The organism is Pseudomonas sp. Leaf434 (genome assembly GCF_001425545.1).
GTDB lineage: Bacteria > Pseudomonadota > Gammaproteobacteria > Pseudomonadales > Pseudomonadaceae > Aquipseudomonas > Aquipseudomonas siliginis.
The window spans coordinates 81,752-108,286 of the sequence record NZ_LMQZ01000007.1 but is presented as its reverse complement, the minus strand read 5'-3'; the positions used below and the strand labels follow the sequence as shown (position 1 = coordinate 108,286).

20 protein-coding genes are annotated in these 26,535 nt (G+C 60.0%); 14 read left to right on the top strand and 6 right to left on the bottom strand.

From position 1 onward, the window contains the following. Window positions 1-88: 88 nt before the first annotated feature. Both betT and epsC read right to left on the bottom strand, forming a co-directional pair. Window positions 89-2,050 carry a choline transporter BetT gene (betT, locus tag ASG55_RS12625; protein WP_160768576.1) on the bottom strand — a complete coding sequence of 654 codons (1,962 nt, stop codon included), beginning with the start codon at window positions 2,048-2,050 and terminating at the stop codon, window positions 89-91. A 473-nt stretch (window positions 2,051-2,523) separates the two neighbouring features. Next, window positions 2,524-3,450 carry a serine O-acetyltransferase EpsC gene (epsC, locus tag ASG55_RS12620; RefSeq protein ID WP_024011175.1) on the bottom strand — a complete coding sequence of 309 codons (927 nt, stop codon included), beginning with the start codon at window positions 3,448-3,450 and terminating at the stop codon, window positions 2,524-2,526. 190 nt (window positions 3,451-3,640) lie between these two features. Here epsC and ASG55_RS12615 point away from each other — a divergent pair, with 190 nt between their 5' ends. The 11 genes from ASG55_RS12615 to ASG55_RS12565 all read left to right on the top strand — a co-directional run bounded on the left by ASG55_RS12615 (window position 3,641) and on the right by ASG55_RS12565 (window position 15,094). Further along, window positions 3,641-4,633 carry a D-cysteine desulfhydrase gene (locus ASG55_RS12615; protein WP_056787068.1) on the top strand — a complete coding sequence of 331 codons (993 nt, stop codon included), beginning with the start codon at window positions 3,641-3,643 and terminating at the stop codon, window positions 4,631-4,633. 243 nt (window positions 4,634-4,876) lie between these two features. Further along, on the top strand, window positions 4,877-5,677 hold the full coding sequence (gene tcyJ, locus ASG55_RS12610; RefSeq protein ID WP_016772199.1) for a cystine ABC transporter substrate-binding protein: 801 nt from the start codon (window positions 4,877-4,879) through the stop codon (window positions 5,675-5,677). Further along, window positions 5,677-6,342, top strand: coding sequence for a cystine ABC transporter permease (gene tcyL, locus ASG55_RS12605; RefSeq protein ID WP_016772200.1), 666 nt, complete (start codon window positions 5,677-5,679; stop codon window positions 6,340-6,342). Before tcyJ ends, tcyL begins: the two co-directional genes overlap by 1 nt. A gap of 4 nt (window positions 6,343-6,346) precedes the next feature. Continuing rightward, window positions 6,347-7,096: an L-cystine ABC transporter ATP-binding protein TcyN gene (gene tcyN / locus ASG55_RS12600; RefSeq protein WP_041477470.1), complete on the top strand. Its 750-nt coding sequence runs from the start codon at window positions 6,347-6,349 to the stop codon at window positions 7,094-7,096. A gap of 462 nt (window positions 7,097-7,558) precedes the next feature. Then, window positions 7,559-8,323, top strand: a complete 765-nt coding sequence (locus ASG55_RS12595) for a hypothetical protein (protein ID WP_041477469.1) — start codon at window positions 7,559-7,561, stop codon at window positions 8,321-8,323. A 263-nt stretch (window positions 8,324-8,586) separates the two neighbouring features. After that, a complete protein-coding gene (locus ASG55_RS12590) occupies window positions 8,587-9,828 on the top strand; it encodes an SfnB family sulfur acquisition oxidoreductase (RefSeq protein WP_056787066.1) in 1,242 nt (413 codons plus the stop codon). A 28-nt stretch (window positions 9,829-9,856) separates the two neighbouring features. Next, on the top strand, window positions 9,857-11,050 hold the full coding sequence (locus tag ASG55_RS12585; RefSeq protein WP_056787064.1) for an SfnB family sulfur acquisition oxidoreductase: 1,194 nt from the start codon (window positions 9,857-9,859) through the stop codon (window positions 11,048-11,050). Next, a complete protein-coding gene (locus ASG55_RS12580; protein WP_056787062.1) occupies window positions 11,050-12,441 on the top strand; it encodes an LLM class flavin-dependent oxidoreductase in 1,392 nt (463 codons plus the stop codon). Before ASG55_RS12585 ends, ASG55_RS12580 begins: the two co-directional genes overlap by 1 nt. Before the next feature lie 85 nt (window positions 12,442-12,526). Then, window positions 12,527-13,336, top strand: coding sequence for a MetQ/NlpA family ABC transporter substrate-binding protein (locus ASG55_RS12575; RefSeq protein ID WP_056787060.1), 810 nt, complete (start codon window positions 12,527-12,529; stop codon window positions 13,334-13,336). Between the two features lie 2 nt (window positions 13,337-13,338). Continuing rightward, window positions 13,339-14,460, top strand: coding sequence for a methionine ABC transporter ATP-binding protein (locus ASG55_RS12570; RefSeq protein WP_056787058.1), 1,122 nt, complete (start codon window positions 13,339-13,341; stop codon window positions 14,458-14,460). Next, window positions 14,450-15,094, top strand: coding sequence for a methionine ABC transporter permease (locus tag ASG55_RS12565; RefSeq protein ID WP_016772208.1), 645 nt, complete (start codon window positions 14,450-14,452; stop codon window positions 15,092-15,094). Before ASG55_RS12570 ends, ASG55_RS12565 begins: the two co-directional genes overlap by 11 nt. Before the next feature lie 77 nt (window positions 15,095-15,171). Here the strand turns inward: ASG55_RS12565 and ASG55_RS12560 are convergent, their stop codons facing one another. Further along, a complete protein-coding gene (locus ASG55_RS12560) occupies window positions 15,172-17,979 on the bottom strand; it encodes an RHS repeat domain-containing protein (RefSeq protein ID WP_056787055.1) in 2,808 nt (935 codons plus the stop codon). Between the two features lie 457 nt (window positions 17,980-18,436). On the opposite strand from ASG55_RS12560, the gene ASG55_RS12555 reads away from it, so the two are divergent. Continuing rightward, window positions 18,437-18,793: a DUF6124 family protein gene (locus ASG55_RS12555; RefSeq protein WP_041477463.1), complete on the top strand. Its 357-nt coding sequence runs from the start codon at window positions 18,437-18,439 to the stop codon at window positions 18,791-18,793. Between the two features lie 105 nt (window positions 18,794-18,898). Next, window positions 18,899-19,528, top strand: coding sequence for a class I SAM-dependent methyltransferase (locus tag ASG55_RS12550; protein WP_056787053.1), 630 nt, complete (start codon window positions 18,899-18,901; stop codon window positions 19,526-19,528). A 90-nt stretch (window positions 19,529-19,618) separates the two neighbouring features. On the opposite strand, the gene ASG55_RS12545 is transcribed toward ASG55_RS12550, so the two are convergent. The 3 genes from ASG55_RS12545 to ASG55_RS12535 are packed head-to-tail and all read right to left on the bottom strand — an operon-like array spanning window position 19,619 to window position 24,833. Next, window positions 19,619-22,672 (bottom strand): efflux RND transporter permease subunit, encoded by a 3,054-nt coding sequence (locus ASG55_RS12545; RefSeq protein WP_056787048.1) that lies wholly within the window; start codon window positions 22,670-22,672, stop codon window positions 19,619-19,621. Then, window positions 22,669-23,733 (bottom strand): efflux RND transporter periplasmic adaptor subunit, encoded by a 1,065-nt coding sequence (locus tag ASG55_RS12540; protein WP_041477460.1) that lies wholly within the window; start codon window positions 23,731-23,733, stop codon window positions 22,669-22,671. Before ASG55_RS12540 ends, ASG55_RS12545 begins: the two co-directional genes overlap by 4 nt. Beyond that, window positions 23,730-24,833, bottom strand: coding sequence for an efflux RND transporter periplasmic adaptor subunit (locus ASG55_RS12535; RefSeq protein ID WP_056787047.1), 1,104 nt, complete (start codon window positions 24,831-24,833; stop codon window positions 23,730-23,732). The genes ASG55_RS12540 and ASG55_RS12535 overlap by 4 nt, the downstream gene beginning before the upstream one ends. 146 nt (window positions 24,834-24,979) lie before the next feature. On the opposite strand from ASG55_RS12535, the gene ASG55_RS12530 reads away from it, so the two are divergent. After that, entirely contained in the window at window positions 24,980-26,140 is a 1,161-nt protein-coding gene (locus ASG55_RS12530; protein WP_056787044.1) for an AAA family ATPase, read from the top strand. Window positions 26,141-26,535: the final 395 nt, after the last annotated feature.

Below are 26,535 nucleotides of genomic sequence, written 5' to 3'. Positions count from 1 at the left end.
CGGTGTTTGGCGTGCCAGTGGCGGCGATGGTGTTGTTCATGCTGCTGAGCGCCGAGGCGTAAAAACCTCTCGGCGCTCAGCCGCTGGATCAACGCACCAGATGCAGGAACTGCATGTGCCGTTCGTACTGGTCGAGGATGTCGTTGATGATCTGCTCTTTGGTGTAGCCGACCAGATCGTAGTCCTGACTGCCCTCGCTCAAGTGCACTTCGGCGCGGTAGTAGCGGCGATTGTTGAGTTGCTTGGAACCCATGCCGCCGCGCGCGAACGATGGCGTGAAGTAGCCGCGCATCTGCACCTGATAGATGAACGGATGCTGCTCGCCATGACCGATTTCCAGGCTGACGTTGTCATGCGCCGGATCCGGCTGGGTAACCACGTGCAGGCCTTTTTCGACGAACACGGCGGTCACTTCTTCGATCGCCGGGCGGACGGTGCTTTCCATGAAGCGGTACACCTCGTCGCGGGACGGGAAGTGCACGGCCTGACTCAGGCGCTGACGCCAGCCACCGGTGCCACGCCGCGAACCGGAGACCGGCGCCAGCGAATGCAACTGCGCGATCTGCTTCTGCGACTCCAGATAGAACGCCTTGTGCAGGCCCCACATCATCAGCAGCAGAATCAACGAGAACGGCAATGAGGTCAGCACCACCGCCGACTTCAACGCATCGATGCTGCCGGAAAACAGCAGTGCGCTGGTGATCAGCGCGGTCATCGCACCCCAGAACACCCGCAGCCATTTCGGCCCGTCTTCATCCGGATTGCCACCCTTGGCCGACAGGGTCGAGAGCACCACGGTGCCGGAATCCGCAGACGTCACGAAGAACACGAAGCTGATGAACACCGTCACGGCGATGACAGTCTTGCTCCACGGATAGGTTTCCAGCAGCAGATAAATGCTCATCGACGGATTGTCGATGGCCGACATGCCCAGCGCACTCATGCCGTGATTGAGCACTTGATCCAGGGCGCTGTTGCCGAAGATCGACATCCACGCCAAGGTGAAACCGAGCGGAATCAACAGCACGCCGAAGACGAATTCACGGATGGTGCGGCCACGGGAAATCCGCGCGATGAACAGGCCCACGAACGGCGACCATGCGATCCACCAGGCCCAGTAGAACACGGTCCAGCCGCCCAGCCAGTCGCTCGGTTTGTCGTAGGCGTAGAGGTCGAAACTCTTCATCGGCAGCGCGCCGAGGTAATCGCCGACGTTCTGGATCAGGGTGTTGAGCAGGTGCTGTGTCGGCCCGGCGAACAACACGAACAGCAGCAGCCCGCAGGCCAGCAGCATGTTGATGTCCGACATCACCCGTACGCCTTTGTCGACGCCGGAGACGGCCACAATGATCGCCGCACCCATCATCAGCGTGATCAGGCCGACCTGAATCCACTGGGTGTGGGCGATGCCGAACAGATAATCCAGACCGGAATTCAGATGCAACACGCCGAAGCCCATGTCGGCACCAAGGCCGAACACCGTGGCGATGATGCCGAAGCCGTCCACCGCATAGCCGATCGGGCCGTTGATGCGTTTGCCGATCAGCGGATACAGCGCCGAACGCAGGGCCAGCGGCAGGTTGTGCCGATAGGCGAAATAGGCCAGTGCCATGCCGACGAAGGCAAACACGCCCCAGCCATGCAGGCCCCAATGCAGGAACAGGATCTGCATCGCCTGGCGCGCCGCGTCCGCCGTGCCGGCCTCGCCTTGCGGCGGCTGCAGCATGTGCGTCAGCGGTTCGGAAACGCAGAAGAAAAACAGCGTGATGCTGATCCCGGCGGCGAACAGCATGCCGGCCCAGGACAGGTAACTGAATTCGGGTTCGTCGTGGTCGGCACCGAGTTTTATCTTGCCGTAGCCGGATAAGGCGGTGACCACCACGAAGACCAGATACAGGGTCATCGCGAGCATGTAGTACCAGCCGACCGTGTTGGCCGCCCAGTTTTGCGCTTCCAGCAACCAGGCGCCGGCCTGCTCGGGGATGGCGATGACGACAAGACCAAACAGCAGAATGACCGTCGCGGCGAAGTAGAACACCGGCGGATTCATGCGCACCAGACCGCTGGCGGGGGTAGACGATGCACTCATGAAAAGTGCACCTCGAAGGGTTGAAACGTGGCTGAAATGATCGGACTCAGCAAAGGCAAGCCTCCTGTTGTGAGCGGGCAGCGAACCACCGGTTTAACTTGAATGAACGTTCAAGTTAAACATGAATGGGGTGGTAAGGACTAATCGCAGGGCTGGGCGGTAGGTTTCCTACAGCGCCCGAGGAGGTTTATGACGCGGGTTTTGTGAGATTCGTTCACTGCGCCAAGCAAGAATCAAAAGCCCCTCACCCTAACCCTCTCCCAGAGGGAGAGGGGACTGATTGGGGGATGTTCAGAATGTGCGCCAACCTGAGGAAACCGTGCCGAATCCATAATCGACCCGGTATTTCAGGTCGATGTATGACGCAAAACACCTCGGTCGGCCCCCTCTCCCTCCGGGAGAGGGCTGGGGTGAGGGGAAAAGGATTCCACGGCCTACTTCTGCGTCCCGTCATCATGCTGCAGATTTGCCTGCGTCAGATTCGCCCCCGCCGGCACACTGCGCGTCAGCCAGACGTTGCCGCCAATGGTCGAGCCCTTGCCGATGGTGATCCGTCCGAGAATCGTCGCCCCGGCATAGATCACTACGTCATCCTCAACGATCGGATGACGCGGATGGCCCTTCTGCAACTGGCCGTCCTCATCCGCCGGGAAGCGCTTGGCCCCCAGGGTCACCGCCTGATAAATCCGCACCCGCTCACCAATGATCGCGGTTTCGCCAATCACTACGCCTGTGCCGTGATCGATAAAGAAACTGCGGCCGATCTGCGCGCCCGGGTGGATATCGATGCCCGTCGCCGAATGGGCGATCTCCGCGCTGATCCGCGCCAGCAGCGGCAGTCCGGCGCGGTATAAATGGTGCGCGAGGCGATGGTGAATCACCGCAAGAATGCCCGGATAGCACAGCAGCACTTCATCAACGCTGCGCGCCGCCGGGTCGCCGTGGTAGGCCGCCAGCACGTCGGTGTCGAGCAGCGTGCGCAAACCCGGCAATGCGAGGGCAAAATCCTGCACGATCTGAATGGCGCGGGTCTCGACTTCACTGTCGTCCTGCGCGCTGTGGCGGGCAACGTAACGCAGCTCCAGGCGCGTCTGCGCCAGCAATGCATTGAGCGCTACATCAAGCGTGTGGCCGACGTAGAAGTCTTCACTTTCTTCACGCAGATCGACCGGCCCCAGACGCATCGGGAACAGCGCGCCACACAGCGCCTCGAGGATTTCCGCCATCGCCGCTCGCGACGGCAATTCGCGGCCGCCCTGCTCTCCTGAAGCCCGACCATTCTGTGCGCGCCACTGATCCCGCGCGCTGCGCAGCTGGCTGACGATGGTCTGCAATTGCCAATGGCTGGAACGCTCGCTCACGGTAAAGACTCCTCACGGGCGGCCGGACTGTCTGGCCGCGTCAACGGCGCCTACTTTACGGCATGCCTTTGCCGACGAATTAAGAACCGATAGTGCTGGCCTCAGTCCATTTGGCTATAAGCGATTGGCGGTTGCCCGGGCAAAATCGCGTGCCTATAGTCCTTTCATTCTTCTGCGCCAGTACGGACCCATGATCAAACAACAGCTGCAACGCTTCCCCCGTCTCGAACTGCTGAGCCACCCCACGCCGCTGGAAAAACTCGAACGCCTGTCCACCTGGCTTGGTCGCGAGGTGTACATCAAGCGCGATGACCTGACGCCGCTGGCGATGGGCGGCAACAAGCTGCGCAAACTCGAATACCTGGCCGCCGACGCGCTCGCGCAAGGTGCTGACACGCTGATCACGGCCGGTGCGTTGCAATCGAACCACGTGCGCCAGACCGCCGCGCTGGCCGCGAAACTCGGCCTCGGTTGTGTGGCGCTGCTGGAAAATCCGCTGGGCACTGATGATGGAAATTACACCGGCAACGGCAACCGCTTGCTGCTGAATCTGTTCGACACCAAAGTCGAGCTGGTCGACAACCTCGACAATGCCGACGAACAACTGGCCGCCCTCGCCGTGCGCCTGCGCAGCAACGGCAAGAAGCCGTATCTGGTGCCGATTGGCGGCTCCAACGCGCTCGGTGCTCTGGGTTATGTGCGCGCCGGGCTGGAACTGGCCGAGCAGATCAAGGACAGCGGCCTCGATTTCGCCGCTGTGGTGCTGGCTTCAGGCAGTGCCGGTACTCACAGTGGTCTCGGACTGGCGCTGAGTGAGGTGCTGCCGCAACTGCCGGTGATCGGCGTGACCGTTTCGCGCAGTGAAGAAGATCAGCGCCCGAAGGTTCAGGGTTTGGCCGAATGCACCGCTGAGCTGCTGGGCATCGAGTTGCCGGCCAGTTTCAAGGTCAAGCTGTGGGACGAATATTTCGGCCCGCGTTACGGCGAGCCGAATGCCGGTACTTTGGCGGCGGTGAAACTGTTGGCGGCTCAGGAAGGTCTGTTGCTTGACCCGGTGTACACCGGCAAGGCCATGGCCGGCCTGTTAGACGGGATTGGCCGGCAGCGATTCGATGACGGCCCGATCATCTTCCTGCACACCGGGGGCGCGCCAGCGTTGTTTGCCTACAAGGATTTTCTGTAAGAGCAGATCAAGAGATGGTGATTGTTCCCCACGCAGAGCGTGGGAATGATCTTATGCAGAAAGTGAATATCAAAATTGATATTAAGTATTTTCAAGTCTAACGATCACATCTTATAGTCTCGCCGCAGGCGAATTTCAGGCGAGACGCTTAAGCTGCTTTAAGGCAGGATAGCGCTGTCGTCCAAATCACCAATTTGCCTACATTCCTTAAGCGTCTTCCATAAGAAAACACAGGGGCTTGTCATGAATTTTTCCGCACTACGTCGCACTCTGCTGGTCGGTTCGCTGGGTCTGGCACTGAGCGCCGGCCTGATCGGTCAGGCAGTGGCCGGTGAGCAGTTGCAACAGATCAAGGACAAGGGCGTTCTGAACGTCGGCCTGGAAGGCACTTACCCACCGTTCAGCTACGTCGACGAGAACGGCAAGCTGTCGGGTTTTGAAGTGGAGCTGTCCGAAGCGCTGGCGCAAAAGCTCGGCGTCAAAGCCAAGATCCAGCCGACCAAATGGGACGGCATCCTCGCCGCACTCGAATCCAAGCGTCTGGATCTGGTGGTCAACCAAGTGACCATTTCCGACGAGCGCAAGAAGAAGTATGACTTCTCCGAACCGTACACCGTCTCCGGCATCCAGGCCCTCGTGCTGAAAAGCAAAGAGTCGGCGCTGAACATCAAGACTGCCGCTGACCTGTCCGGCAAGAAAGTCGGTGTCGGCCTGGGTACCAACTACGAGCAGTGGGTCCGCGCCAACGTGCCGGGTGCTGACGTGCGCACCTACGATGATGATCCGACCAAATTCGCCGACCTCAACAACGGTCGTACCGATGCCATCCTGATCGACCGTCTGGCTGCCCTCGAATACGCCAAGAAAGCCCCGAAAACCGTAGCTGCCGGTGAGGCCTTCTCGCGTCAGGAATCCGGTATCGCCCTGCGCAAAGGCGAGCCTGAACTGCTGGCTGCGGTGAACAAGGCGCTCGACGAACTGCGTGCTGACGGCACTCTTGAGAAACTGTCGAAGAAATACTTCAACGCAGACGTCACTAAATAATGGAAGAGGCTTTCCAACTCGCGCTGGATTCCGCGCCCTTTCTGTTGAAGGGCGCGTACTACACGGTAGTCCTCAGCCTCGGCGGGATGTTCTTCGGTCTGCTGCTGGGCTTCGGCCTCGCGCTGATGCGCCTGTCGCGCTTCAAATCGGTCAGCTGGCTGGCCCGCATCTACGTGTCGTTCTTTCGCGGCACGCCGTTGCTGGTGCAGTTGTTCGTGATCTATTACGGCTTGCCGCAACTGGGCATGGAGCTTGATCCGCTGCCAGCAGCGCTGATCGGTTTCTCGCTGAACATGGCCGCCTACGCCTGTGAAATCCTGCGTGCCGCGATCGGTTCGATCGAACGCGGTCAGTGGGAAGCCGCTGCGAGTATCGGCATGACCCGCGCGCAGACCCTGCGCCGGGCCATCCTGCCGCAAGCGATGCGCACGGCATTGCCGCCGCTGGGCAACAGCTTCATTTCGCTGGTCAAGGACACGGCGCTGGCCGCGACCATTCAGGTGCCGGAGCTGTTCCGTCAGGCGCAGCTGATTACCGCCCGGACTTTTGAAGTCTTCACCATGTATCTTGCCGCCGCGCTGATCTACTGGATTCTGGCCACGGTGCTTTCGCACTTGCAGAACAAGTTGGAAGAGCGGGTCAATCGGCACGACCAGGAGTCCTGACGCGATGATTGTCGTGGAAAAACTGACCAAGCAATTCAAGGGACAGGTCGTGCTCAACGGCATCGACCTTGAGGTAAAGGAAGGCGAAGTCGTCGCGATCATCGGCCCCAGTGGTTCGGGGAAAACGACGTTCCTGCGCTGCCTGAATTTCCTCGAAGAACCCACCAGCGGCCGGATCAAGGTCGGCGATATCGAAATCGATACCAGCCGCCCGCTGAACCAGCAGCAAAGTCTGGTGCGCAACCTGCGCCAGCACGTCGGCTTCGTGTTCCAGAACTTCAACCTGTTCCCCCATCGCACCGCTTTGGAAAACGTCATCGAAGGCCCGATCGTGGTCAAGAAGATGCCGCGCGACCAGGCAGTTGCTCTGGGTAAAAAGCTGCTGACCAAAGTGGGGCTTGCCGGCAAGGAGGACGCGTATCCGCGCCGGCTTTCCGGTGGCCAGCAACAGCGCGTGGCAATTGCCCGGGCGCTGGCGATGGAGCCGGAAGTCATTCTGTTCGACGAACCGACCTCCGCCCTCGACCCGGAACTGGTCGGCGAAGTGCTGGCGACCATTCGCGGTCTTGCCGAAGAAAATCGCACCATGGTGATTGTCACCCATGAAATGGGTTTTGCCCGTGACGTGGCCAATCGCGTGGTGTTTTTCGACAAGGGCGTAATTGTTGAACAAGGTGAAGCCAAGGCACTGTTTGCCAATCCGAAAGAAGAGCGCACCCAACAATTTCTCAGCAAGTTTCTGAATCACGCCTGAGAACTTTCTCTACCACAGCCCTCAACTTCCACGGACGGAAGTTATCCCTCCCCCGGCATTTCATTCTTCTAAAGATTTATTACTTTTGCGCGCAGATATACATTGCGCAACGATGCCGCACGTTCTCGATTCGTCATATTTCCATACGTTTGCCGGTGAACGAACCCGCACAAAACACCGCGAAACCGCTGTTTATCTGTAGCTGATTTCGCGCTTACGCCTAGGCTTAGTGCCTCGATGACGTAGGAGCTTTCTGATTAACTTGTAATTTACGCATTAACTAATCCCCTCTATTGACACCCCACTCCGCAGACTTTTATCTAGTCGGCAACCGGCGCCCCTTAGTTCAAACAACCCGCACTAATACCGAGCAAATACTTGTCGCTTTTATTGCCAGTTGATTCGCGCCTTTTTTGTTTTCCAGAAACGGATTTCGCTGCAAGACTTCAAGGAGAGAAACCGATGACCCGCACTTCGCACACACCCGAACTTGCAGCGCCAACGCTGGCATGCGCACAAAAAACCGGCATTAACCTGGCAACAGCAGCCCACCTGCTCATCGACGTGCCGCCCTACTGCGACATGGACGTTGGCGATCTGATCGAACTGTTCTGGGACAAATGCTATGTCGCGTCAAAAGTCCTCAGCGCGGCCGATGTGGGCGAGTCAGTGAGCCTGCGGGTGCCGGAGAGTTTCATCACCAATGGCACCGCGCGCATTCACTACCGCGTGATGCAGGTCGGCCAGGGCCCCGCGCTTTCGGCAACGACGCGGATACAGGTCAAACTCGATTGCCCGGGTGGCCAGCCCGCTGCGCACTGCGAAGATGAAAACCAGCAACTGGCACCGGTGATCATCCCCGAAGCGATTCGCCGCCAGGGCGTCAACCCCAGCCAGATCAAACGCGGCGTGCCGCTGACTATCGAGCCTTATCTGAACATGGCCGAAGACGACGCCATCACATTGCGCTGGGGTGATGTGCGCATGGATCTGGCGGCGCTCACTGCGGCCGACGTCGGGCTGCCGATTCAGGTCTGGGTGCCACCGGCGGTCATTGTCGAAGCGGGCGAAGACCTGCGGCTGGACGTGACCTACTGCATCCTCGACCGGGTCGGTAACAACTCGCGCTGGGCACCGCCGCGCACACTCAAAATCGGTTGCGTGAATCCGTACGTGAAAGTCCCGTTGAAGCCCGAATTCAAGGCCGCTGAATCACGTACCAAGTGAGACCTGCTCAAGGTGGGAGGTCAGTTATCTCTCACCTGAACCTCGTTAACCAAGCCGAACATCCACCCTTCTATGCATATTCCTAAAAGTTAGTTCATTTAATTTTTATACACGCTTAGGGTATATGCACCGGACCACCGGACATTCTTTCAATCGCCGCACTTCGCGGCGTTTTTCATGAGATGTGAGGTAGGTATGGTCCGGAACACAATCACCCCAGTGCAGATCGCCAGGGCATTGCGTGCAGCCAGGGAGCGGCACTGATGTCCAGTCTGGCAGATGCGAATCTGCAGTCCGATCTGGACATCGCCCCACTGTTGTTGCCCGCGCAAGTACTGCGCAACGACGCTCAAGCCATCAAGGCCGCCCAAGAGCTGGCGCAGGCCGCCCGCGTGCAGGCGGCCAAACGCGACCGTCAGCGCAAGCTGCCATGGTCGGAAATTGAACAGTTCACCCGCAGCGGTCTGGGCAGCATTGCCATCCCGCGCGAATACGGTGGCCCGCAGGTTTCCTTCGTCACATTGGCTGAAGTATTCGCGATCATTTCCGCCGCCGACCCAGCGCTCGGGCAGATCCCGCAAAACCAGTTCGGCATCATCCATCTGGTGCTCGGCACCGCCACCCAAGCGCAGAAAAAGCAGCTGTTCCAGAGTGTTGTGGAAGGCTGGCGCATCGGCAATGCCGGCCCGGAACGCGGCACGAAAAACACCTTGGAACTGAAGGCGCGAATCAGTGCAGATGGCGACGACTACGTGATCAACGGCCAGAAGTTCTACTCCACCGGCGCCCTGTTCGCCCACTGGGTCGCGGTGAAAGCGCTCAACGATGACGGCAAGCAAGTGCTGGCCTTCGTCCGTCGCGGCACGCCAGGTTTGCGCATCGTCGATGACTGGTCGGGTTTCGGCCAGCGCACCACCGCCAGCGGCACGATCCTGCTGAACAACGTGCGCGTCGAGTCGAGCCTGGTCATCGACAACTGGAAGATCAACGACAAGCCGAACACCCAAGGGGCAGTGTCGCAGCTGATTCAAGCGGCCATCGACGCCGGCATCGCACGCGGTGCTATCGACGACGCCATCGACTTCGTCAAAAGCCGCGCGCGGCCATGGATCGACGCCAAGGTCGAGCGCGCCAGCGATGACCTCTACGTGATCGCCGATATCGGCAAACTGAAAATCGAACTGCACGCCGCCGAAGCGCTGCTGCGCAAGGCCGGACAAGTGCTTGATCAGGTTCACGCGGCGCCACTCACTGCTGAGTCCGCTGCTCGCGCTTCGATCGCCGTGGCTGAAGCAAAAGTACTGACCACCGAGATCTCGCTGCTGGCCAGCGAAAAGCTCTTCGAACTGGCCGGCAGCCGCGCGACCCTCGCCGAATTCAACCTCGACCGCCACTGGCGCAACGCCCGCGTGCACACCCTGCACGACCCGGTGCGCTGGAAATATCACGCAGTCGGCGCCTATCGCCTGAACGGCACTTTGCCGGCTCGCCATTCCTGGATCTGAGACGACCAGTCATCTGGAGAACCCCCCTATGACGCTTTCCCATCACGTCGCGCTCATCACCAGCGATGAGCAAGCCCTGATCGTCGCCAGCGACCTGGCCGAAGATTTCAAACGCGACAGCGCGATCCGCGACCGCGAACGCCGCCTGCCATTGGCCGAGCTCGAAGTGTTTTCCCGCTCCGGCCTGTGGGGCATCAGCGTGCCAAAAGACTATGGCGGCGCGGGCGTATCCAACGTCACCCTGGCCAAAGTCATCGCCCTGATTGCGCAGGCCGACGGTTCACTCGGGCAAATTCCGCAGAACCATTTCTACGCACTGGAAGTGCTGCGCGTGAATGGCAGCGATGAACAGAAAAAGCGTCTGTACGCCGAGGTCCTCGCCGGTCAACGCTTCGGCAATGCGCTGGCAGAACTGGGCACCAAAACCGCTCACGACCGCGTCACCAGCCTCGAACGCGACGGCGCTGGTTATCGCATCAACGGTCGCAAGTTCTACTCGACCGGGGCGATTTACGCGCAGCGCATTCCGACGTCGGTGGTCGATGAAAACGGCGTACAGCAACTGGCCTTCGTCCCGCGCGAGAGCAAGGGCCTGACGGTGATCGACGACTGGAGCGGCTTCGGCCAGCGCACCACTGGCAGCGGCTCGGTGGTGTTCGAAGATGTCTATGTAGCGGCCGAAGATGTGCTGCCGTTCCAGAGCGCTTTCGAGCGCCCGACCACGGTCGGCCCGCTGGCGCAGATTCTCCACGCCGCCATCGACACCGGCATCGCCCGCGCCGCTTTCGAAGATGCCTTGCATTTCGTGCGCAGCAAGACCCGTCCGTGGATCGATTCCGGCAACGACAAGGCCACCGAAGATCCACTCACATTGAAGAGCTTCGGCCACTTGAGCATTCGGTTGCACGCCACCGAAGCCTTGCTCGAACGTGCCGGCGAAATCCTCGATGCCGCGCAAGCCGAAACCAACGCCGAAACCGTAGCCGCCGCATCGATCGCGGTTGCCGAAGCGCGGGCGATCAGCACGGAAATTTCCCTCGCCGCCGGCAGCACCCTGTTCGAACTGGCCGGCAGCCAGGCGACGCTGAGTGAACACGGCCTCGACCGCCACTGGCGCAACGCCCGAGTGCATACCCTGCATGACCCAGTGCGCTGGAAATATCACGCAGTTGGCAATTATTACCTCAACGACGAAAACCCTCCGCTGCGAGGGACGATCTGATGAGCGCTGCGAAAAAGAAAATTCTGCTCAATGCGTTCAACATGAACTGCATCGGCCATATCAATCACGGCCTGTGGACGCATCCGCGCGACACTTCGACCCGCTACAACACGATCGAATACTGGACCGAACTGGCGCAGTTGCTTGAGCGTGGATTGTTCGATGGCTTGTTCATCGCTGACATCGTCGGCGTCTACGACGTCTACCAGAACTCGGTGGACGTCACGCTGAAAGAGTCGATCCAGTTGCCGGTCAACGATCCGCTGCTGCTGGTTTCAGCGATGGCCGCCGTCACCAGAAACCTCGGCTTTGGCCTGACTGCCAATCTCACTTACGAGCCGCCGTATCTGTTCGCCCGACGCATGTCGACGCTCGATCATCTGAGTCGCGGCCGGGTCGGCTGGAACATCGTCACCGGTTACCTGGACAGCGCCGCCAAAGCCATGGGCCTGCGCGAACAGGTCGAACATGACCGCCGCTACGACCAGGCCGAAGAATATCTGCAGGTCTTGTACAAGCTCTGGGAAGGCAGCTGGGAAAACGGCGCGGTGCTCAACGACCGCGAGCAGCGCATCTACGCCAATCCGGAAAAAGTGCACAAGGTCGAGCACAAGGGCGAGTTCTATCAGGTCGAGGGTTATCACCTCTGCGAGCCGTCACCGCAGCGCACGCCGGTGTTGTTCCAAGCCGGCAGCTCCGATCGCGGCTTGCTCTTCGCCGGGCGTCACGCCGAATGCGTGTTCATCAGCGGCCAGAACAAACCATCGACCAAAGTGCAGGTCGACAAGGTCCGTGCCAGCGCGGTCGAAGCCGGGCGCAATCCTCAAGACATCAAGGTATTCATGGGCCTCAATGTGATCGTCGGCGCCACCGAAGAAGCGGCGTGGGCCAAGCATGCCGAGTACCTGAGCTACGCCAGCGCCGAGGCCGGCGTGGCGCATTTTTCCGCCTCCACCGGCATCGACTTTGCCCAGTACGAAATCGACGAACCGATCCAGTACGTGAAGAGCAACGCGATTCAGTCGGCGACGAAAAACCTGCAAAACAACGACTGGACCCGGCGCAAATTGCTCGACCAGCACGCCCTCGGTGGTCGTTACATCACCGTGGTCGGCTCGCCCGAGCAAGTGGCGGATGAACTGGAATCGTGGATCGCCGAAACCGGTCTGGACGGCTTCAATCTGACCCGCATCGTCACCCCGGAAAGCTATGTCGATTTCATCGAACTGGTGATTCCCGAGCTGCAGCGGCGCGGCTCGTACAAGACTGCGTATGACAGCGGCAGCTTGCGCGAGAAGTTGTTTCACGGTGAGGCTCAGTTGCCTGAGCAACACAGCGCATCTTCGTACAGGCATCAGAAGCTTCGCGAGCAGGCTCGCTCCCACATTTGAAATGCGTGCCCCTGTGGGAGCGAGCCTGCTCGCGAAGAGGCCCTCCCCGACAGCAAAAATTCATGCACTGACTGGAAAAACCACCATGACCAAAAAAACCCTGTCCCACCCAGTCAAAGCACTGGCCCTGGCCTTCGGCCTGTTCAGCTCGGCGGTGTTTGCTGCCGATGCGCCGCTGAAAATCGGCACCACCGCCGCGTTTGCGATTCCGCTGGAGGCCGCCGTCGAAGAGGCCGCCAAACAGGGCCTGCAAGTCGAACTGGTGGAATTCACCGACTGGATCGCGCCCAACGTCAGCCTCGCCGCTGGCGACATCGATGTGAATTACTTCCAGCACATTCCGTTCCTGGAAAACGCCAAAGCCGCGTCCGGTTTCGATCTGGTGCCATTCGCACCGGGGATCATCAACAACGTCGGTCTGTATTCGAAGCGATACAAAAGCTTCGATGAGCTGCCCGAAGGCGCCAGCGTCGCCATCGCCAACGACCCGATCAACAGCGGACGCGGTTTGCAATTGCTCGCCAAGGCCGGGTTGATCAGCCTGAAACCGGGCGTCGGCTACAAAGCCACCGAAGACGACATCGTCGCCAATCCGAAGAAGATCAGGATTCTTCAGGTCGAAGCCGTGCAGCTGGTGCGCGCGTACGACGACGCCGACCTGGTTCAGGGTTACCCGGCCTATATCCGACTGGCGAAGACCTTCGATGCCGGCTCGGCACTGCTGTTCGACGGTCTCGATCACAAGGAATACGTGATCCAGTTCGTCATCCAGCCGAAGAGCAAAACCGACCCGCGCCTGATCAAGTTCGTCGACATCTATCAGCATTCGCCGGCCGTTCGCGCGGCACTGGACAAGGCCCACGGCAAGCTCTATCAGGCCGGTTGGGAAAGCTGAACATGACTGCCGCGATCCAACGGCGACTGGAGCTTCCAGAGCCACACAATGCTGAAAAAACCGAGCTGCACCCCGAGTTGAATCGCGCCCACGTACGCTTTATTGGCGTGGGCAAAACCTACGACGGCCGGCAAGGTCCGGTCGCGGCCTTGCAGGGCATCGACCTGGCGATTCAGCGTGGTGAAGTGTTCGGCATCATCGGCCGCAGCGGCGCCGGCAAGTCGTCGCTGATCCGCACGATCAATCGCCTGGAGCAGCCAACGTCGGGGCGGGTGCTGATCGATCAGGTGGATATCGGCGAGTTCGATGAAGACCGCCTCGTCGCCCTGCGCCGGCGCATCGGCATGATCTTCCAGCACTTCAATCTGATGTCGGCCAAGACCGTCTGGCAGAACGTCGAGTTGCCGCTGAAAGTCGCCGGCGTGCCGAAGGAGCAGCGCGACAACAAGGTTCGCGAACTGCTCGAACTGGTCGGCCTGCAAGGCAAGCACAAGGCGTACCCGGCGCAACTCTCCGGTGGGCAGAAACAGCGTGTCGGCATCGCCCGTGCGCTGGTGCATGACCCGGACATTCTGCTCTGCGATGAAGCGACATCGGCGCTCGACCCGGAAACCACGCAGTCGATCCTCGGCCTGTTGCGCGAGATCAACAAACGCCTGGGCCTGACCATTGTGCTGATCACTCACGAAATGGCAGTGATCCGCGAGATCTGCGATCGCGTCGTCGTGCTTGAGCATGGCCATGCGGTCGAGCAAGGGCCGGTGTGGCAAGTGTTCGGCAATCCGCAACACGAGGTCAGCCAGACCTTGCTCGCGCCGCTGCAACACGCCTTGCCGGAAGAATTGCAGAGCCGTTTGCTGACGCAGTCAACGGCTTCAAATGCAGCGGTGGTGTTGCGTTTGCAGTTCACCGGCAGTGCCGCTGATGAGCCGGATCTGGCCGCGTTGTTTGCGGCGTTGGGTGGCCAAGTGAAGCTGCTTCAGGGCGGCGTGGAAAGGATTCAGGGTCACGCACTGGGGCAGCTGTTGCTGGCCGTCAGCGGCTCGGCGTTCAGCGCCGGGCAATTGCGCGAACGCGCCGGGCAATGGGCGCAACGAGTGGAGGTATTGGGCTATGTGGTTTGATCGCTTGCTGCAGGGTTTTATCGACACTTTCCTGATGGTCGGCGTGTCGTCGCTGATCGCGCTGCTGGCGGGGATTCCCATGGCGGTGATTCTGGTCACCAGTGACAAGGGCGGGATCTATGAGGCGCCGCTGTTGAACCGTGCGCTGGGCGCCTTCGTCAACCTGTTCCGCTCGATCCCGTTCCTGATTCTGATGGTTGCGCTGATTCCGTTCACCCGCCTGATCGTCGGCACCACCTATGGCGTGTGGGCCGCTGTGGTACCGCTGACAATCGCCGCAACGCCCTTCTTCGCACGGATCGCCGAAGTGAGTCTGCGCGAGGTCGATCATGGTCTGATCGAAGCCGCGCAGGCCATGGGTTGCCGGCGCTGGCATATCGTCTGGCATGTGCTGCTGCCCGAGGCGCTGCCGGGGATTGTCGGCGGTTTCACCATCACCCTGGTGACGATGATCAATTCGTCGGCCATGGCTGGGGCAATTGGTGCTGGTGGGCTGGGGGATATAGCTTACCGCTACGGCTATCAGCGCTTCGACAGCCAGATCATGTTGACGGTGATCGTCTTGCTGGTGGCGCTGGTGGCGGTGATTCAGTTGGGTGGGGATCGGTTGGCTCGGGGGTTGAACAAGCGGTGAAGCAGACTCTTTGCTTCCGATGGCTGGGACGCCAGCGCCCACCATCGGATGCGAACTGGTGGCGCTACTGTGAGTGTTCACCCGACATAACCTGGAGTAATCGAATTTTTTTTCAGAAAAGCCCGGGTATTTCCCTGATCAAGCGTGTTTTCCATGTTTTCTCTTGTCTGAAAAATCAGACTCGTCATGTCTTTCCACTTCACGCTGTTATGAGATTGCCACTCCACATACTCATCAGGCGAAGCCAGACCCGTTTCGACACCCGACATAATCCTTGTCAATACTTGCCACGTTTTGGATTGCATTTGGTGAAACACTGGATACAGATTTCCAAATGAAGCCAGATTATTGATTGAAGGCTTCAGATCAAAGCTGTCGACTCCGGTCAACGTCATATATTTACGTGACTCATCTTTCAGATGGAAGGCAGCAGCCCCATAGGCTGAAGCGCCACCCGCGCTGGCCAGACCGGCAGAGAGTTTCAAAGCCCCATAAACAGGCCTGAAATCCCCATTGAATTTCGAATGATCTAGCGAGCCATACTCTTTTATTATTCTGGAAGGGGAATGAGCATAGTCAAACATGCCCATTTCGAAACCATCCCGGATCTCCGTTGCAAAACCCGGTTTAACCCCCTGATGCCACATATTCATGAGGCCATCACCTTCTAGATCAGGGATGTTTTGCGGATTGATATTGAAAGTCAGTTTCGCCCTGGATATGACATCAACAGCGGCTTCCAGCAATTCATCCGCAGCCACATCGCTCTGGATGCGCGCCAGCTTTTTAATTTTGCCAATGGCAGAACTCTTATCCGTGTCCTTTCTAGCCATGATGCTGGGGAGCAAATGCAATTTGAAATGGGCCCTGCGCGCATGTTCCGCGTCACTTTCGCCGCTCAAAACGCTACTCAAACCTCTGATCGTCCCCTGTTCATCAACGAAAATCAGCGGACTATTTCCTAGCATTGCGTAAAGATTGATTCCATCGATATCTCGGCCAGGATCGGGACTTGTCCAGCGTTGTAACCACGGCGCGTAATAACGATATCCATAATAGTAAAGACCGGTCGCATCCCGCTCTTTGCCTGAGTAGCGAATCGTTTTGTTTTTCACCGCCAATGAATTCTTACCAGCCCAGCACGCCGTGCCACCAAACGGGTAATAGTGCTCCTGAGTCAAAATCCCCGCACCATCATCCAATTCCAGCGTGCTGGAACCAAGATGATCACTGAGGCTGTAACGCAGTTGGTCGCCTTCCACCCCGCTTGGCCAGTGCAGCAGTCGTACCCGATTGCGCCCGGTGTCGACATTGACGACATGTCGCTCGACACCATCGACTTCGCGATGAATCTCGAGCCCCGGCAGATAACGAACTTCTACCGTCAGCGTCTGACCGGACGCTTGGCTGACAGTCGTTTTACGCAACCGATGCCCCGGCTCGTCGTAGCCATAACACTCGTAGTCATCGCTTTCATCCGCACGCTGCACCAACACAACCCGGCTTAACTCATTGCGTACGTTCCAGTACATGGCCTGACCGCGTTGCAACTCCAACTGATTACCCGCCGCATCAAATCCCAGCGCTATCTCCGCTTCTCCGGGCAAGGAACCATCGTCGCGCTGCGCCAGGCTTCGGTTGCTGCGCTGGGAGGTGTACATCGAAAAACCTGGCGCACCGCTGTGATGGCGAGTGATGAGGTTGCCCGCTGCGTCGTAGTCGAATTTCTGCGTGTAGTTGCGCCGTTGATTAGGATCCAGCGGCGTTGGCAGCAGCTCCGGCAAGGCCGGGCCATGACTGGGCTGGCTGACTTCCCAGCCGCTGGCCTCGACCAGTTGATAAAGGCTGTCGTAGCGATACCGACTGACCGGATCGATGCGCTGATTGTTGAGCCAGAACACGGCTTGAGTCTTGTCTTCCAGGCTGATGATGTTGCCCACCGGATCGTAGACGTAATTCAGATCCTGCAACGGAGGATGCGTGCCGACACTGGCGAGCAGTCTGAGCAACCGGCCGTCATCGCGGCTGTATTCGGCGCGGGCGATGACGCCGTTGCCGGCCGTTTCGCTTTCGATCTGACCCTGCGCGTTGTAGCGAATCGCGCTGACCAGGCACTTCGGCTGCCTGCCCTCGCCGGCCTGCAACAGCCTGGTCGCGCAAGCTTGCCCGGCGATGTTGTAATGCTGGGTCCGAAGGTTGCCTACCGCGTCGGTGTGATGCTGCAACTCGCCAGTTGGAGTGAAAGTCTGCCGGGTGACGTAGGTTGTTTCCTCGAGATAGTCATCCCGCCGGTCGGGTTCGAGTGGCCAGTCAGGCGTCTCGAGCTCGATCAAAAAGCGTCGCGACTCCACCACCACTGCACCGCCGAGGCCGTAGTGATCGAAGTGCCGATTGCCGGCCGGGTCGTCGTGGCGGATCGGTCGACCGCACTGGTTGTGCTGTGCGTGATCATCGGTGGCTTTTGCATAGGTCCAGCGCTCGACCACGCGAGGCTGCCCGTCGTGCGCCTGCTCGGTGAGGGCTAGCGGTCGCTGCAGATCATCGTATTGGCGGTGACTCTGACTGCCCCGCGCATCCCAGCCAGAACACATCGAGCCCGCTTCATTCAACAGCCGCACCTGCCAACCGGCGTCGACGCTGTCTGCGAGTAAGTCTTGACCGCTCAATGCGTAGAGTGTGGCCAGATTCGGTTTGGGCGCAACGCCGTACAAACGCGGATCCCACGACGCTACCTGACGCCCCGCCTCATCAAAAATCTGCCGGGTGATGCGCGATTCGATGTCGGCTTTATCCGGGTGTCGGCAATAGGCAACGCTGCGAACCACCAGTGCGCGCGGGTCAATTACCGACAAGGTCGGAGTGGCGGTGTCATGGCGGGTATTCACGGCTACGCGAGTCCCTGATGTCTATACGCCGAGACTGAACCAGTTTTCTCCATCCCGATACTGTAAGAACTACCAGTTGCATTCAGGTTTGCGCACCCATGCGGTCATTCAGACGGGCTGGCGCGTGGACTGAATAAGCGCTAAGGTCGATGGCGGCAGGTGGCCATCAATCAGGCCCTTGTGATCGCGATATCTTAGGCAACGCCCTTCTCAAAAATCAGATGCTTCCTACACCACTTTTGTCGTTTCGCCAGCCCGAACCACGGGGGTTTGCAGGACGATTCCTAGAATAATTTGCCCGCTTGTACCCGAAATATCCTGTAGCTAATCTCCGGTCGTCACTGTTTTGCGGTGACTGGATTCAGTTGTCCGGCCGGCGACTGATCCGCGTGCAGCCGCCGTCCTGCTCGTTTAGTCGCGAAATGGTTGGCTCCCACTTGAAGTCAGGAGTTTACCCATGGAAAAAAATCTTGCCGATCCGCCACTCAGCCTTACCTCAAGCAAGCGGTTCACCGAGGATTTGCTCAAGGATCGCTCTGCACTGTGCCGCGCCGTCGACTCGCATCTGGCCGGCAATCAGGTCACGTTGGCGGGACAGAAACGCGTTTACAGCATCAGCGAAGATGTGACGCTGGAGGACGCCCAACTGTATGTTGCCGATCTACTGCGCTGCGCCTCGGTGACCGTCCATCAATGCGGTGACCAGCTCGGGGGCGCGGATCGGGCCATGGTGTTTTCGGTCTGGCATCTGCTGGAAATGGCCAAGGCGATGATGGACCGCTCGATCGATTGTCTGGGAGCGAAGCAGCACTGAAGCCTGGCACCCATTGCCGCCTGCACTGGCCCCAGCGCAGGCGGCGTTTTTTTGCCGGTGAAAAGGCTTATAGTCCGCCCTCACGCCGCCAATACAGCATCGATCATGAAGCAAACGCCCAGCGACCTCGAACAGATCACCGCCACCACCCTTGGTCACTACAACTCGGTGGCCGAGGATTTCCGTGAAGGCACTCGTGACCACGATGTAAGCCAGAACATCGAGGCCTTGCTGCGTCACATTCACGGTGAAGCACCTTTCACGATTCTCGATTTCGGCTGCGGGCCGGGGCGGGATTTGCAAACCTTCACGCGCATGGGCCACGTCGCGATCGGCCTCGATGGCTCGCAGGAGTTCGCGCGCATGGCCCGCGAAGACAGCGGTTGCGAAGTCTGGCAGCAGGACTTTCTCAAGCTTGATCTACCCGCCGAGCGCTTCGACGGGATCTTCGCCAATGCCGTGCTGTTTCATGTGCCGTTGCAGGTGTTGCCGCAAGTGCTACGGCAACTGCACGGCACCTTGAAACCGGGTGGCGTGCTGTTCAGTTCCAATCCGCGTGGCGACAACCAAGAGGGCTGGAACGGGCCGCGCTACGGCTCGTATCACGATCTCGAGGCCTGGCGCGGGTTGCTGACGGCGGCGGGGTTTGTCGAGCTGGAGCATTATTACCGGCCTGCGGGCTTGCCGCGCGAACAGCAGCCGTGGCTGGCGAGCGTGTGGCGTCGAGTTGATTGAAGATCAAAAGATCGCAGCCTTCGGCAGCTCCTACGTTGGAATGCGTTTCCCTGTAGGCGCTGCCGAAGGCTGCGATCTTTTTCTTTTGCTTCAGGAAGATTCTTTTTCAGGCTCGCGAATCTTGTACCAGGCCACATACAGCGCCGGCAGGAACAGCAGCGTCAGCAGGGTCGCCACGACGATGCCGCCAATCATCGCGTAGGCCATCGGCCCCCAGAAAACTTCGCGGGCGATCGGGATCATGCCCATGCTCGCTGCCGCTGCGGTCAGCAGGATCGGTCGGCGCCGGTGTTCGGTGGCTTCGACCACCGCGTCCCACGGCGCATAGCCTTTCTGCTCGAACTCATCGATCTGCGTCACCAGAATCACCGAGTTGCGGATGATGATGCCGATCAGCGCGAGAATCCCCAGGATCGCCACGAAGCCCATCGGCGTGCCGGTCGGCACCAGCGCCAGGACCACGCCGATCAACCCCAGCGGCGCCACACTGGCGACCAGGAACATCTTCTGCACGCTGTGCAACTGGATCATCAGGAACGTTGCCATGAGGAACAGCATCAGCGGCAACACCTTGGCAATCGGCCCCTGGGCCTTGCCGCTTTCCTCGACCGTGCCGCCGGTGGCGACCTTGTAGCCGACCGGCAGTTTCGAGGCAAAAGCATCGATCGACGGCTTGAGCAGTTTCACCAGATCGGTCGGCTGAATCTCGTCGCGCACCGAGGCCTTGATGGTAATGGTCGGCAAGCGGTCGCGACGCCAGACCAGCGGTTGTTCCAGTTCATAGCGCACGGTGGCGAACGCCAGCAGCGGAATCGAGGTGCCGCTCGGCGTGACGATCTGCAGGTTCTGCAGGGTTTCCGGGGTACCGCGCTCGGAATCCACCGCGCGACCGACCACGTTGATCAGGTAGATATCGTCATCGACCTGGGTCAACGGTGAGCCGCTGACAATGCTGTTCATCAGGTTGGCGACGTCTTCGGACGACAGCCCGAGTTGCCGCGCCTTGTCCTGGGCAATATCGATGCGCAGGACTTTGCCGGGCTCGTTCCAGTCGTAAATGATCTCGCCGATGTGCGGGTTCTTGTCCAGTTCGGTGGCCAGATCGATGGCGTGTTTGCGCACCTGATCGACGTCTTTGCCGCTGACTCGATACTGAATCGGACGCCCCACCGGCGGGCCCATTTCCAGAGCCTGCACGTAGCTGCCGATGCCGACGAAGTCTTTGTGCAGGCGCTCACGCAAGCGCTGGCTGAGTGCCTCGCGGGCTTCGAAATCCTTGCTGACGATCACCAGTTGCGCGTAGTACGGGTTCTGCAACTGTTGGTCCAGCGGCAGGTAGAAACGGATCGCCCCCTGACCGATGTAAGTGCTCCAGCGCACGATGTCCGGGTCGCCCTTGAGCGTCGCTTCGAGCTTGTCCACCGCCTTGCGGGTTTCGTCGATCGAGGCGTTTTGCGGCAGGTTCAGGTCGACCAGAATTTCCGGGCGGTCGGAAGCGGGGAAGAACTGGTTCTGCACGAAACGCATGCAGAACACCGCCAGCACGAACAACAGCACGGTGACGCCGATCGCCCACCAACGATTGCGCATGGCCCACAACAGACCACCGTTGAAGGCGCGACCGACGCGACCCGGCTCGGCATCGTGGGCCTTCACCTTGTCGCTGAGGATGTGCACGCCAATCACTGGTGCGAAGAACACCGCCACCACCCACGAGACGATCATCGCCACGGCAATCACCGCAAACAGCGTGAACGTATATTCACCCGCCGAACTGGCGTTGAGACCAATGGGCACGAAACCGGCGACGGTCACCAGCGTACCGGTGAGCATCGGGAATGCCGTCGAGGTGTAGGCGAACGTCGCCGCCTGCTCCTTGCTCTCTCCCATTTCCAGGCGCGTAACCATCATTTCCACGGTGATCATCGCGTCGTCCACCAGCAGACCGAGGGCGATGATCAGCGCGCCGAGGGAAATCCGCTGCATGGTGATGCCGCTGTATTCCATGAACACGAAGACCATGGCCAGCACCAGCGGAATCGAGCAGGCCACCACCAGACCGGCGCGCACGCCGAGGCTGATGAAGCTCACCACCAGCACGATGATGACCGCTTCGAACAGCGCGCTGGTGAAACCGCCGACGGCCTCTTCCACCACCACCGCCTGATCGGAAACGGTGTGCACGCCGACGCCGACAGGCAAGTCAGCGGTGAGCTGGTCGATTCGCTCGTGCAGCGCCTTACCGAATTCCTGAACGTTGCCGCCCTTCTGCATGGCAATCGCCAGGCCGATCGCCGGTTTGCCGTCGAAGCGGAATTCCGGTGTCGCCGGGTCGACGTAGCCACGGCTGATCTCGGCGATGTCGGCCAGACGATAGAAGCGATCGTTGAGCTTGAGATTGACCTCGGCCAGATCTTTCTCCGACTCGAACTGGCCCGAGGTGCGCACGGAAATCCGCTCCGGCCCCGCCTCGATCACCCCGGCCGGAGTCACCGCGTTCTGCGATTGCAGGCTCTGCACCACCTGGCGCTGGTCGATACCTAACGCGGCAAGTTTGCGCGTGGAGAAATTCAGGTAAATCGTTTCGTCCTGCTGGCCGACCATTTCGATCTTGCCCAGCCCCGGCACGTTGCGGATCTCGGCCCGCGCCTGTTCCACGTAATCGCGCAACTGGCGCATGGTCAGGCCGTCGGCGGTGAAGGCGTAGACCGAGCCGTACACGTCACCGAACTCATCGTTGAACCCCGGCCCCTGAATGCCCTGGGGAAACTGGCCGCGAATGTCGTCGATCTTCTTGCGCACCTGGTACCAGATTTGCGGAATGTCCTCAGCGCTGGTGGTGTCGCGCAGGTACACGTACACCGTCGATTCGCCGGGGCGGGTGTAGCTTTTCACGTAATCGAGGGAATCGAGCTCTTCGAGTTTTTTCTCGATGCGGTCGGTGACCTGCTTGAGGGTTTCTTCCTGGGTCGCGCCCGGCCATTTGGTCTGGATCACCATGGTCTTGATGGTGAATGACGGGTCTTCTTCGCGGCCGAGATTGAAGTAGGAGAACACCCCCATCAGCAGTCCGACGAACATCAGGTACCAGACGAATGACTGGTGCTTCAAGGCCCATTCGGAGAGGTTGAAAGAGCCTTTCATTGACTGTCCTCGTCAAGTTTTACCGATTGTCCGGGTTTGAGACTGTTGACGCCGGCGCTGACCACGCGCTCGCCGTTTTGCACGCCACCGGCCAGCACCACGCTGTTGTCGCCACGGCTGACCACGCTGACGTCGCGCGGGTTGACGGTTTTGTTCTGCGTGTCGATGACCCAGATCCGGGTTTTACCGTCGGCTTCCTGCAACGCCGTCACCGGCAGTTCGATGCGCGGCTTGATCGCCGAGCTGAGGGTCACGCTGATCGCGGTGCCGAGGCGGAAACCGTCCGGCGTATCCGACAGGGTCAGGCGCGCGCGGCGGGTGCGCGTGGCGCTTTGCGCCTGGGGTTCGATCTCGCGGATGATCGCCGTGGTGTTGATGCTCGGGTCGAGTTGCGCGGCCACCGAGAACACCACGTCGCTGGGCAACTGATCGACCAGCGTATCAGGCAGGTCGATCACCGCTTCCTTGATGTCCGGTTGTGCCAGCGTCACCACTTGTTGCCCAGCGGTCACCACTTGCCCGGCTTCGGCGTTCCACGCGGTGACCACGGCTTTGTGATCGGAGCGCAGCTCGGTGTAGCTCAGTTGATCCTTGCTCTGGCTGACCGCCGCCCGTGCCTGATCGAGCGAGGCCTGAGTGGTTTTCAGATCGGTGTTGGCGACGTCCAGTTGCGCCTGCGCACCGACGCCGCGATCAAACAGCGCTTGCTGACGACGTGCATTGGCCTGAGCGTTGATCAGTTGCGCCTGGATTCTCGCCAGATCGCCCTGGGCCGAGCGCAACTGGTTCTGCTGATCGGACGGATCAAGGGTGGCGAGCAAGGTGCCCTTCTGCACCTCGGCGCCGACATCGACGTTGCGGCTGGCGATGCGTCCACCGACGCGGAAACCGGTGTTGCTCTCGTAACGCGCCTGAATGCTCCCGGCAAAGCGTCCGAGGCTTTCTTCGTTGAGCGCTTTGACCGTGACCGACAGCACCGGGCGTACCGGTTCCGGCGGGGTTTCCTTTTCCGAGCAGGCGCCCAGCAGCAACGCCATGCACAACAGGCCGAGGCGCTTCATGGCTGCGCTCCCGGTTGCAGATCCTTGTAGGTGTTTTCGGCAATCTCGACTTTCATGCCGGGGTGCAGCAACTGACCGCCGGCGACAATGACTTTCTCGCCGCCCTTGAGGCCTTCGCTGATGATCACTTTGCCGGTCAGGTAACGACCGACCGTGACCGTATGCAACTGCGCTTCGCCTTTGTCATCGACCAGCCACACCGCCGGGTCGCTGATGTTTTTTGTCAGCGCCGACCAAGGCAGTTCCACAGCCGATTTGCCGGTGCCTTTGGCGGTGGCGCTGACCACCGAACCGAGTTGCATGCCCGGCGGCAGCTTGTCGAGGCTGACCTTGACCTGCACGGTGCCCGATTGCGCCGACACCGACGGCGTGATTTCACGCACGGTGCCGGTGGTCTTGATCTCGGGATTGTCGAGCAGGCTGACCACGATCGAACGATCGGACGGACGCTCGGCCAGCAGCGATTCGTAGACATTGAATACCGCGTCGCGGTCGCCATCGCGGGCTAGACTGAAAATCGGCGCGGTGGCCTGCACCACCTGGCCGACTTCGGCCTGGCGCTCGGTGATCACCCCGGGTGCATCGGCGATCAGCGCGGTGTAGCCGAGCTGGTCCTTGGCGTTGGCCAGCTGCGCCTGCGCCGCGCTCAATGCGCTCTGACTGCTGCGCAGCGCGGCTTGTGCCGAATCGTATTCGCTCTGGCTGGTGTAGCCCTTGGGCAGGAGTTTTTGCTGACGCACGAAAGCGGCTGCCGCTTGCTTCACGCGGGCCTGTTCGGCGACGACCTGGGCCTGAGCGGAATCGACGTTGGTCTGCAGATCCTTCGGATCGAGTTTGGCCAGCACCTGTTTGGCCGTGACGCGGTCGCCGACATCGACCATGCGCTGGATGATTTTGCCGCCGACGCGAAATGACAGCTGGGTCTGCACCCGCGCCTGCACATCACCGGTGAGGGTCACCGCTGCGGCGTAGTTGGCCGGTTCGACCTCTTGCACAAAGACCCGTGGCAAGTATTCCTCAGCAGGCTTCTTGTCGCCGCAAGCGGTGAGCAACGCCATGGCGCTCACGGCCATCAGCACTTTCAATCCGGGACCCGCCATGCACACTCCTTGGCCTTAAATGCTGCTGTCGAGACGATACGACTTCAGAGCTTAGAACAGGGTTCCACGGTTGCGGACGCCAACACCAGATTTATCTCATTAAAGGTATGCTCCCCGCGTATCGCAGTGACCCGGAGAAGGATTTCATGCTCAACACCCTGGCCGTGGCCAATTACCGCTCGATCAACAAACTGGTGATTCCGCTCGGGCGCCTGAACCTGATTACCGGACCAAACGGCAGCGGCAAGTCCAACCTCTACCGCGCCTTGCGCCTGCTGGCGGAAACCGCCCAGGGCGGTGTGGTCAATGCACTGGCGCGTGAGGGCGGGCTGGAATCGACGTTCTGGGCCGGGCCGGAAACCATCAGCCGACGCATGCGCAACGGTGAAGTGGCGATCGAGCCGACGGTGCGCCAAGGCGTGAAAAGGTTGCGCTTGGGATTCGCCGGCGAGGACTTCAGTTACGCCATCGGCCTGGGCCTGCCGGAGCCGAGCACTTCATGCTTTTCCCTCGACCCGGAAATCAAGCGTGAGTGCATCTGGGCCGGCCCGGTGTTTCGCCCGGCAAGCCTGCTGGTCGACCGCAACGGCCCGATGATCCGCGCCCGCGAAGGTCGCGCCTGGGATGTACTGGCGCAACACACACCGAACTTCGATAGCCTGTTCGATCAGGTCGGCAATCTGCGCAGCTCGCCGGAAGTGTTTCAGATGCGCGAATTCATCCGGCGCTGGCGCTTTTATGATCACTTTCGCAGCGATGCCGACGCGCCGGTGCGTCAGCCGCAACTGGGCACGCGCACGCCCGTCCTGCACCACGATGGCCGTGATCTGGCGGCGGCCTTGCAGACGATTATCGAGATTGGCGATCCGCAAGCACTGAGCGCGGCGATCAGCGATGCGTTTCCCGGCGCGCGGCTGAACATTGCACTGTTGGCCGGTGGCCGTTTCGCTATCGAGTTTTATCAGGAAGGCTTGTTGCGACCGCTGTCAGCGGCAGAACTGTCGGACGGCACTTTGCGTTATCTGCTGCTGATCGCCGCCCTGCTGACCCCACGACCGCCATCGCTGATGGTGCTCAACGAACCGGAAACCAGCCTGCACCCGGACCTGCTGCCGGCGCTGGCGCGGCTGATCATTCGCGCTTCGGAGCAGTGTCAGGTGTGGGTCGTATCCCATGCACGACGATTGATCTCGGCGTTGCAGGAAGACCCGGAATGCAATTGCATCGTGCTGGAGAAGACGCTGGGCCAGACCGGGATTGTCGGGCAGCGGGTGCTGGATGAGCCGGCGTGGCAGTGGCCGGATTGAGGGTGCCAGCGAAAAGCCCCTCACCCTAACCCTCTCCCAGAGGGAGAGGGGACTTCACCGAGTTGTTTGCGAGAGTTACGCCGACCTGAAAGCCTGAAGTCGAACCTGATTTTGAAAAGCCCAGACATCGGCTCCCTCTCCCTTGGGAGAGGGCTGGGGTGAGGGGCGAGCCTCACCGCTGATCCAACGGGCAATCACCCCAACCACTTGCCCCCTTCACCAATCACACTCTCAGGCCGGGTGTCATCACTCAGCTCTTTGCGCACATATTGGGTGACCGAATTTTGCTTAGCCCATCTGGGCTGCCCACATTCATATCGCTTAAACATTATTCTGCGGGTTTGCCGGGAAGGAATAAGACGGCTATTTTTCCTTGCGCTGTAGGACGGATCTTT

Coding starts and splice junctions, on each gene's coding strand:
- betT (WP_160768576.1), bottom strand. CDS start 2,050: ATGAATCCGCCGGTGTTCTACTTCGCCGCGACGGTCATTCTGCTGTTT.
- ASG55_RS12615 (WP_056787068.1), top strand. CDS start 3,641: ATGATCAAACAACAGCTGCAACGCTTCCCCCGTCTCGAACTGCTGAGC.
- tcyJ (WP_016772199.1), top strand. CDS start 4,877: ATGAATTTTTCCGCACTACGTCGCACTCTGCTGGTCGGTTCGCTGGGT.
- tcyL (WP_016772200.1), top strand. CDS start 5,677: ATGGAAGAGGCTTTCCAACTCGCGCTGGATTCCGCGCCCTTTCTGTTG.
- tcyN (WP_041477470.1), top strand. CDS start 6,347: ATGATTGTCGTGGAAAAACTGACCAAGCAATTCAAGGGACAGGTCGTG.
- ASG55_RS12595 (WP_041477469.1), top strand. CDS start 7,559: ATGACCCGCACTTCGCACACACCCGAACTTGCAGCGCCAACGCTGGCA.
- ASG55_RS12590 (WP_056787066.1), top strand. CDS start 8,587: ATGTCCAGTCTGGCAGATGCGAATCTGCAGTCCGATCTGGACATCGCC.
- ASG55_RS12585 (WP_056787064.1), top strand. CDS start 9,857: ATGACGCTTTCCCATCACGTCGCGCTCATCACCAGCGATGAGCAAGCC.
- ASG55_RS12580 (WP_056787062.1), top strand. CDS start 11,050: ATGAGCGCTGCGAAAAAGAAAATTCTGCTCAATGCGTTCAACATGAAC.
- ASG55_RS12575 (WP_056787060.1), top strand. CDS start 12,527: ATGACCAAAAAAACCCTGTCCCACCCAGTCAAAGCACTGGCCCTGGCC.
- ASG55_RS12570 (WP_056787058.1), top strand. CDS start 13,339: ATGACTGCCGCGATCCAACGGCGACTGGAGCTTCCAGAGCCACACAAT.
- ASG55_RS12565 (WP_016772208.1), top strand. CDS start 14,450: ATGTGGTTTGATCGCTTGCTGCAGGGTTTTATCGACACTTTCCTGATG.
- ASG55_RS12555 (WP_041477463.1), top strand. CDS start 18,437: ATGGAAAAAAATCTTGCCGATCCGCCACTCAGCCTTACCTCAAGCAAG.
- ASG55_RS12550 (WP_056787053.1), top strand. CDS start 18,899: ATGAAGCAAACGCCCAGCGACCTCGAACAGATCACCGCCACCACCCTT.
- ASG55_RS12545 (WP_056787048.1), bottom strand. CDS start 22,672: ATGAAAGGCTCTTTCAACCTCTCCGAATGGGCCTTGAAGCACCAGTCA.
- ASG55_RS12540 (WP_041477460.1), bottom strand. CDS start 23,733: ATGAAGCGCCTCGGCCTGTTGTGCATGGCGTTGCTGCTGGGCGCCTGC.
- ASG55_RS12535 (WP_056787047.1), bottom strand. CDS start 24,833: ATGGCGGGTCCCGGATTGAAAGTGCTGATGGCCGTGAGCGCCATGGCG.
- ASG55_RS12530 (WP_056787044.1), top strand. CDS start 24,980: ATGCTCAACACCCTGGCCGTGGCCAATTACCGCTCGATCAACAAACTG.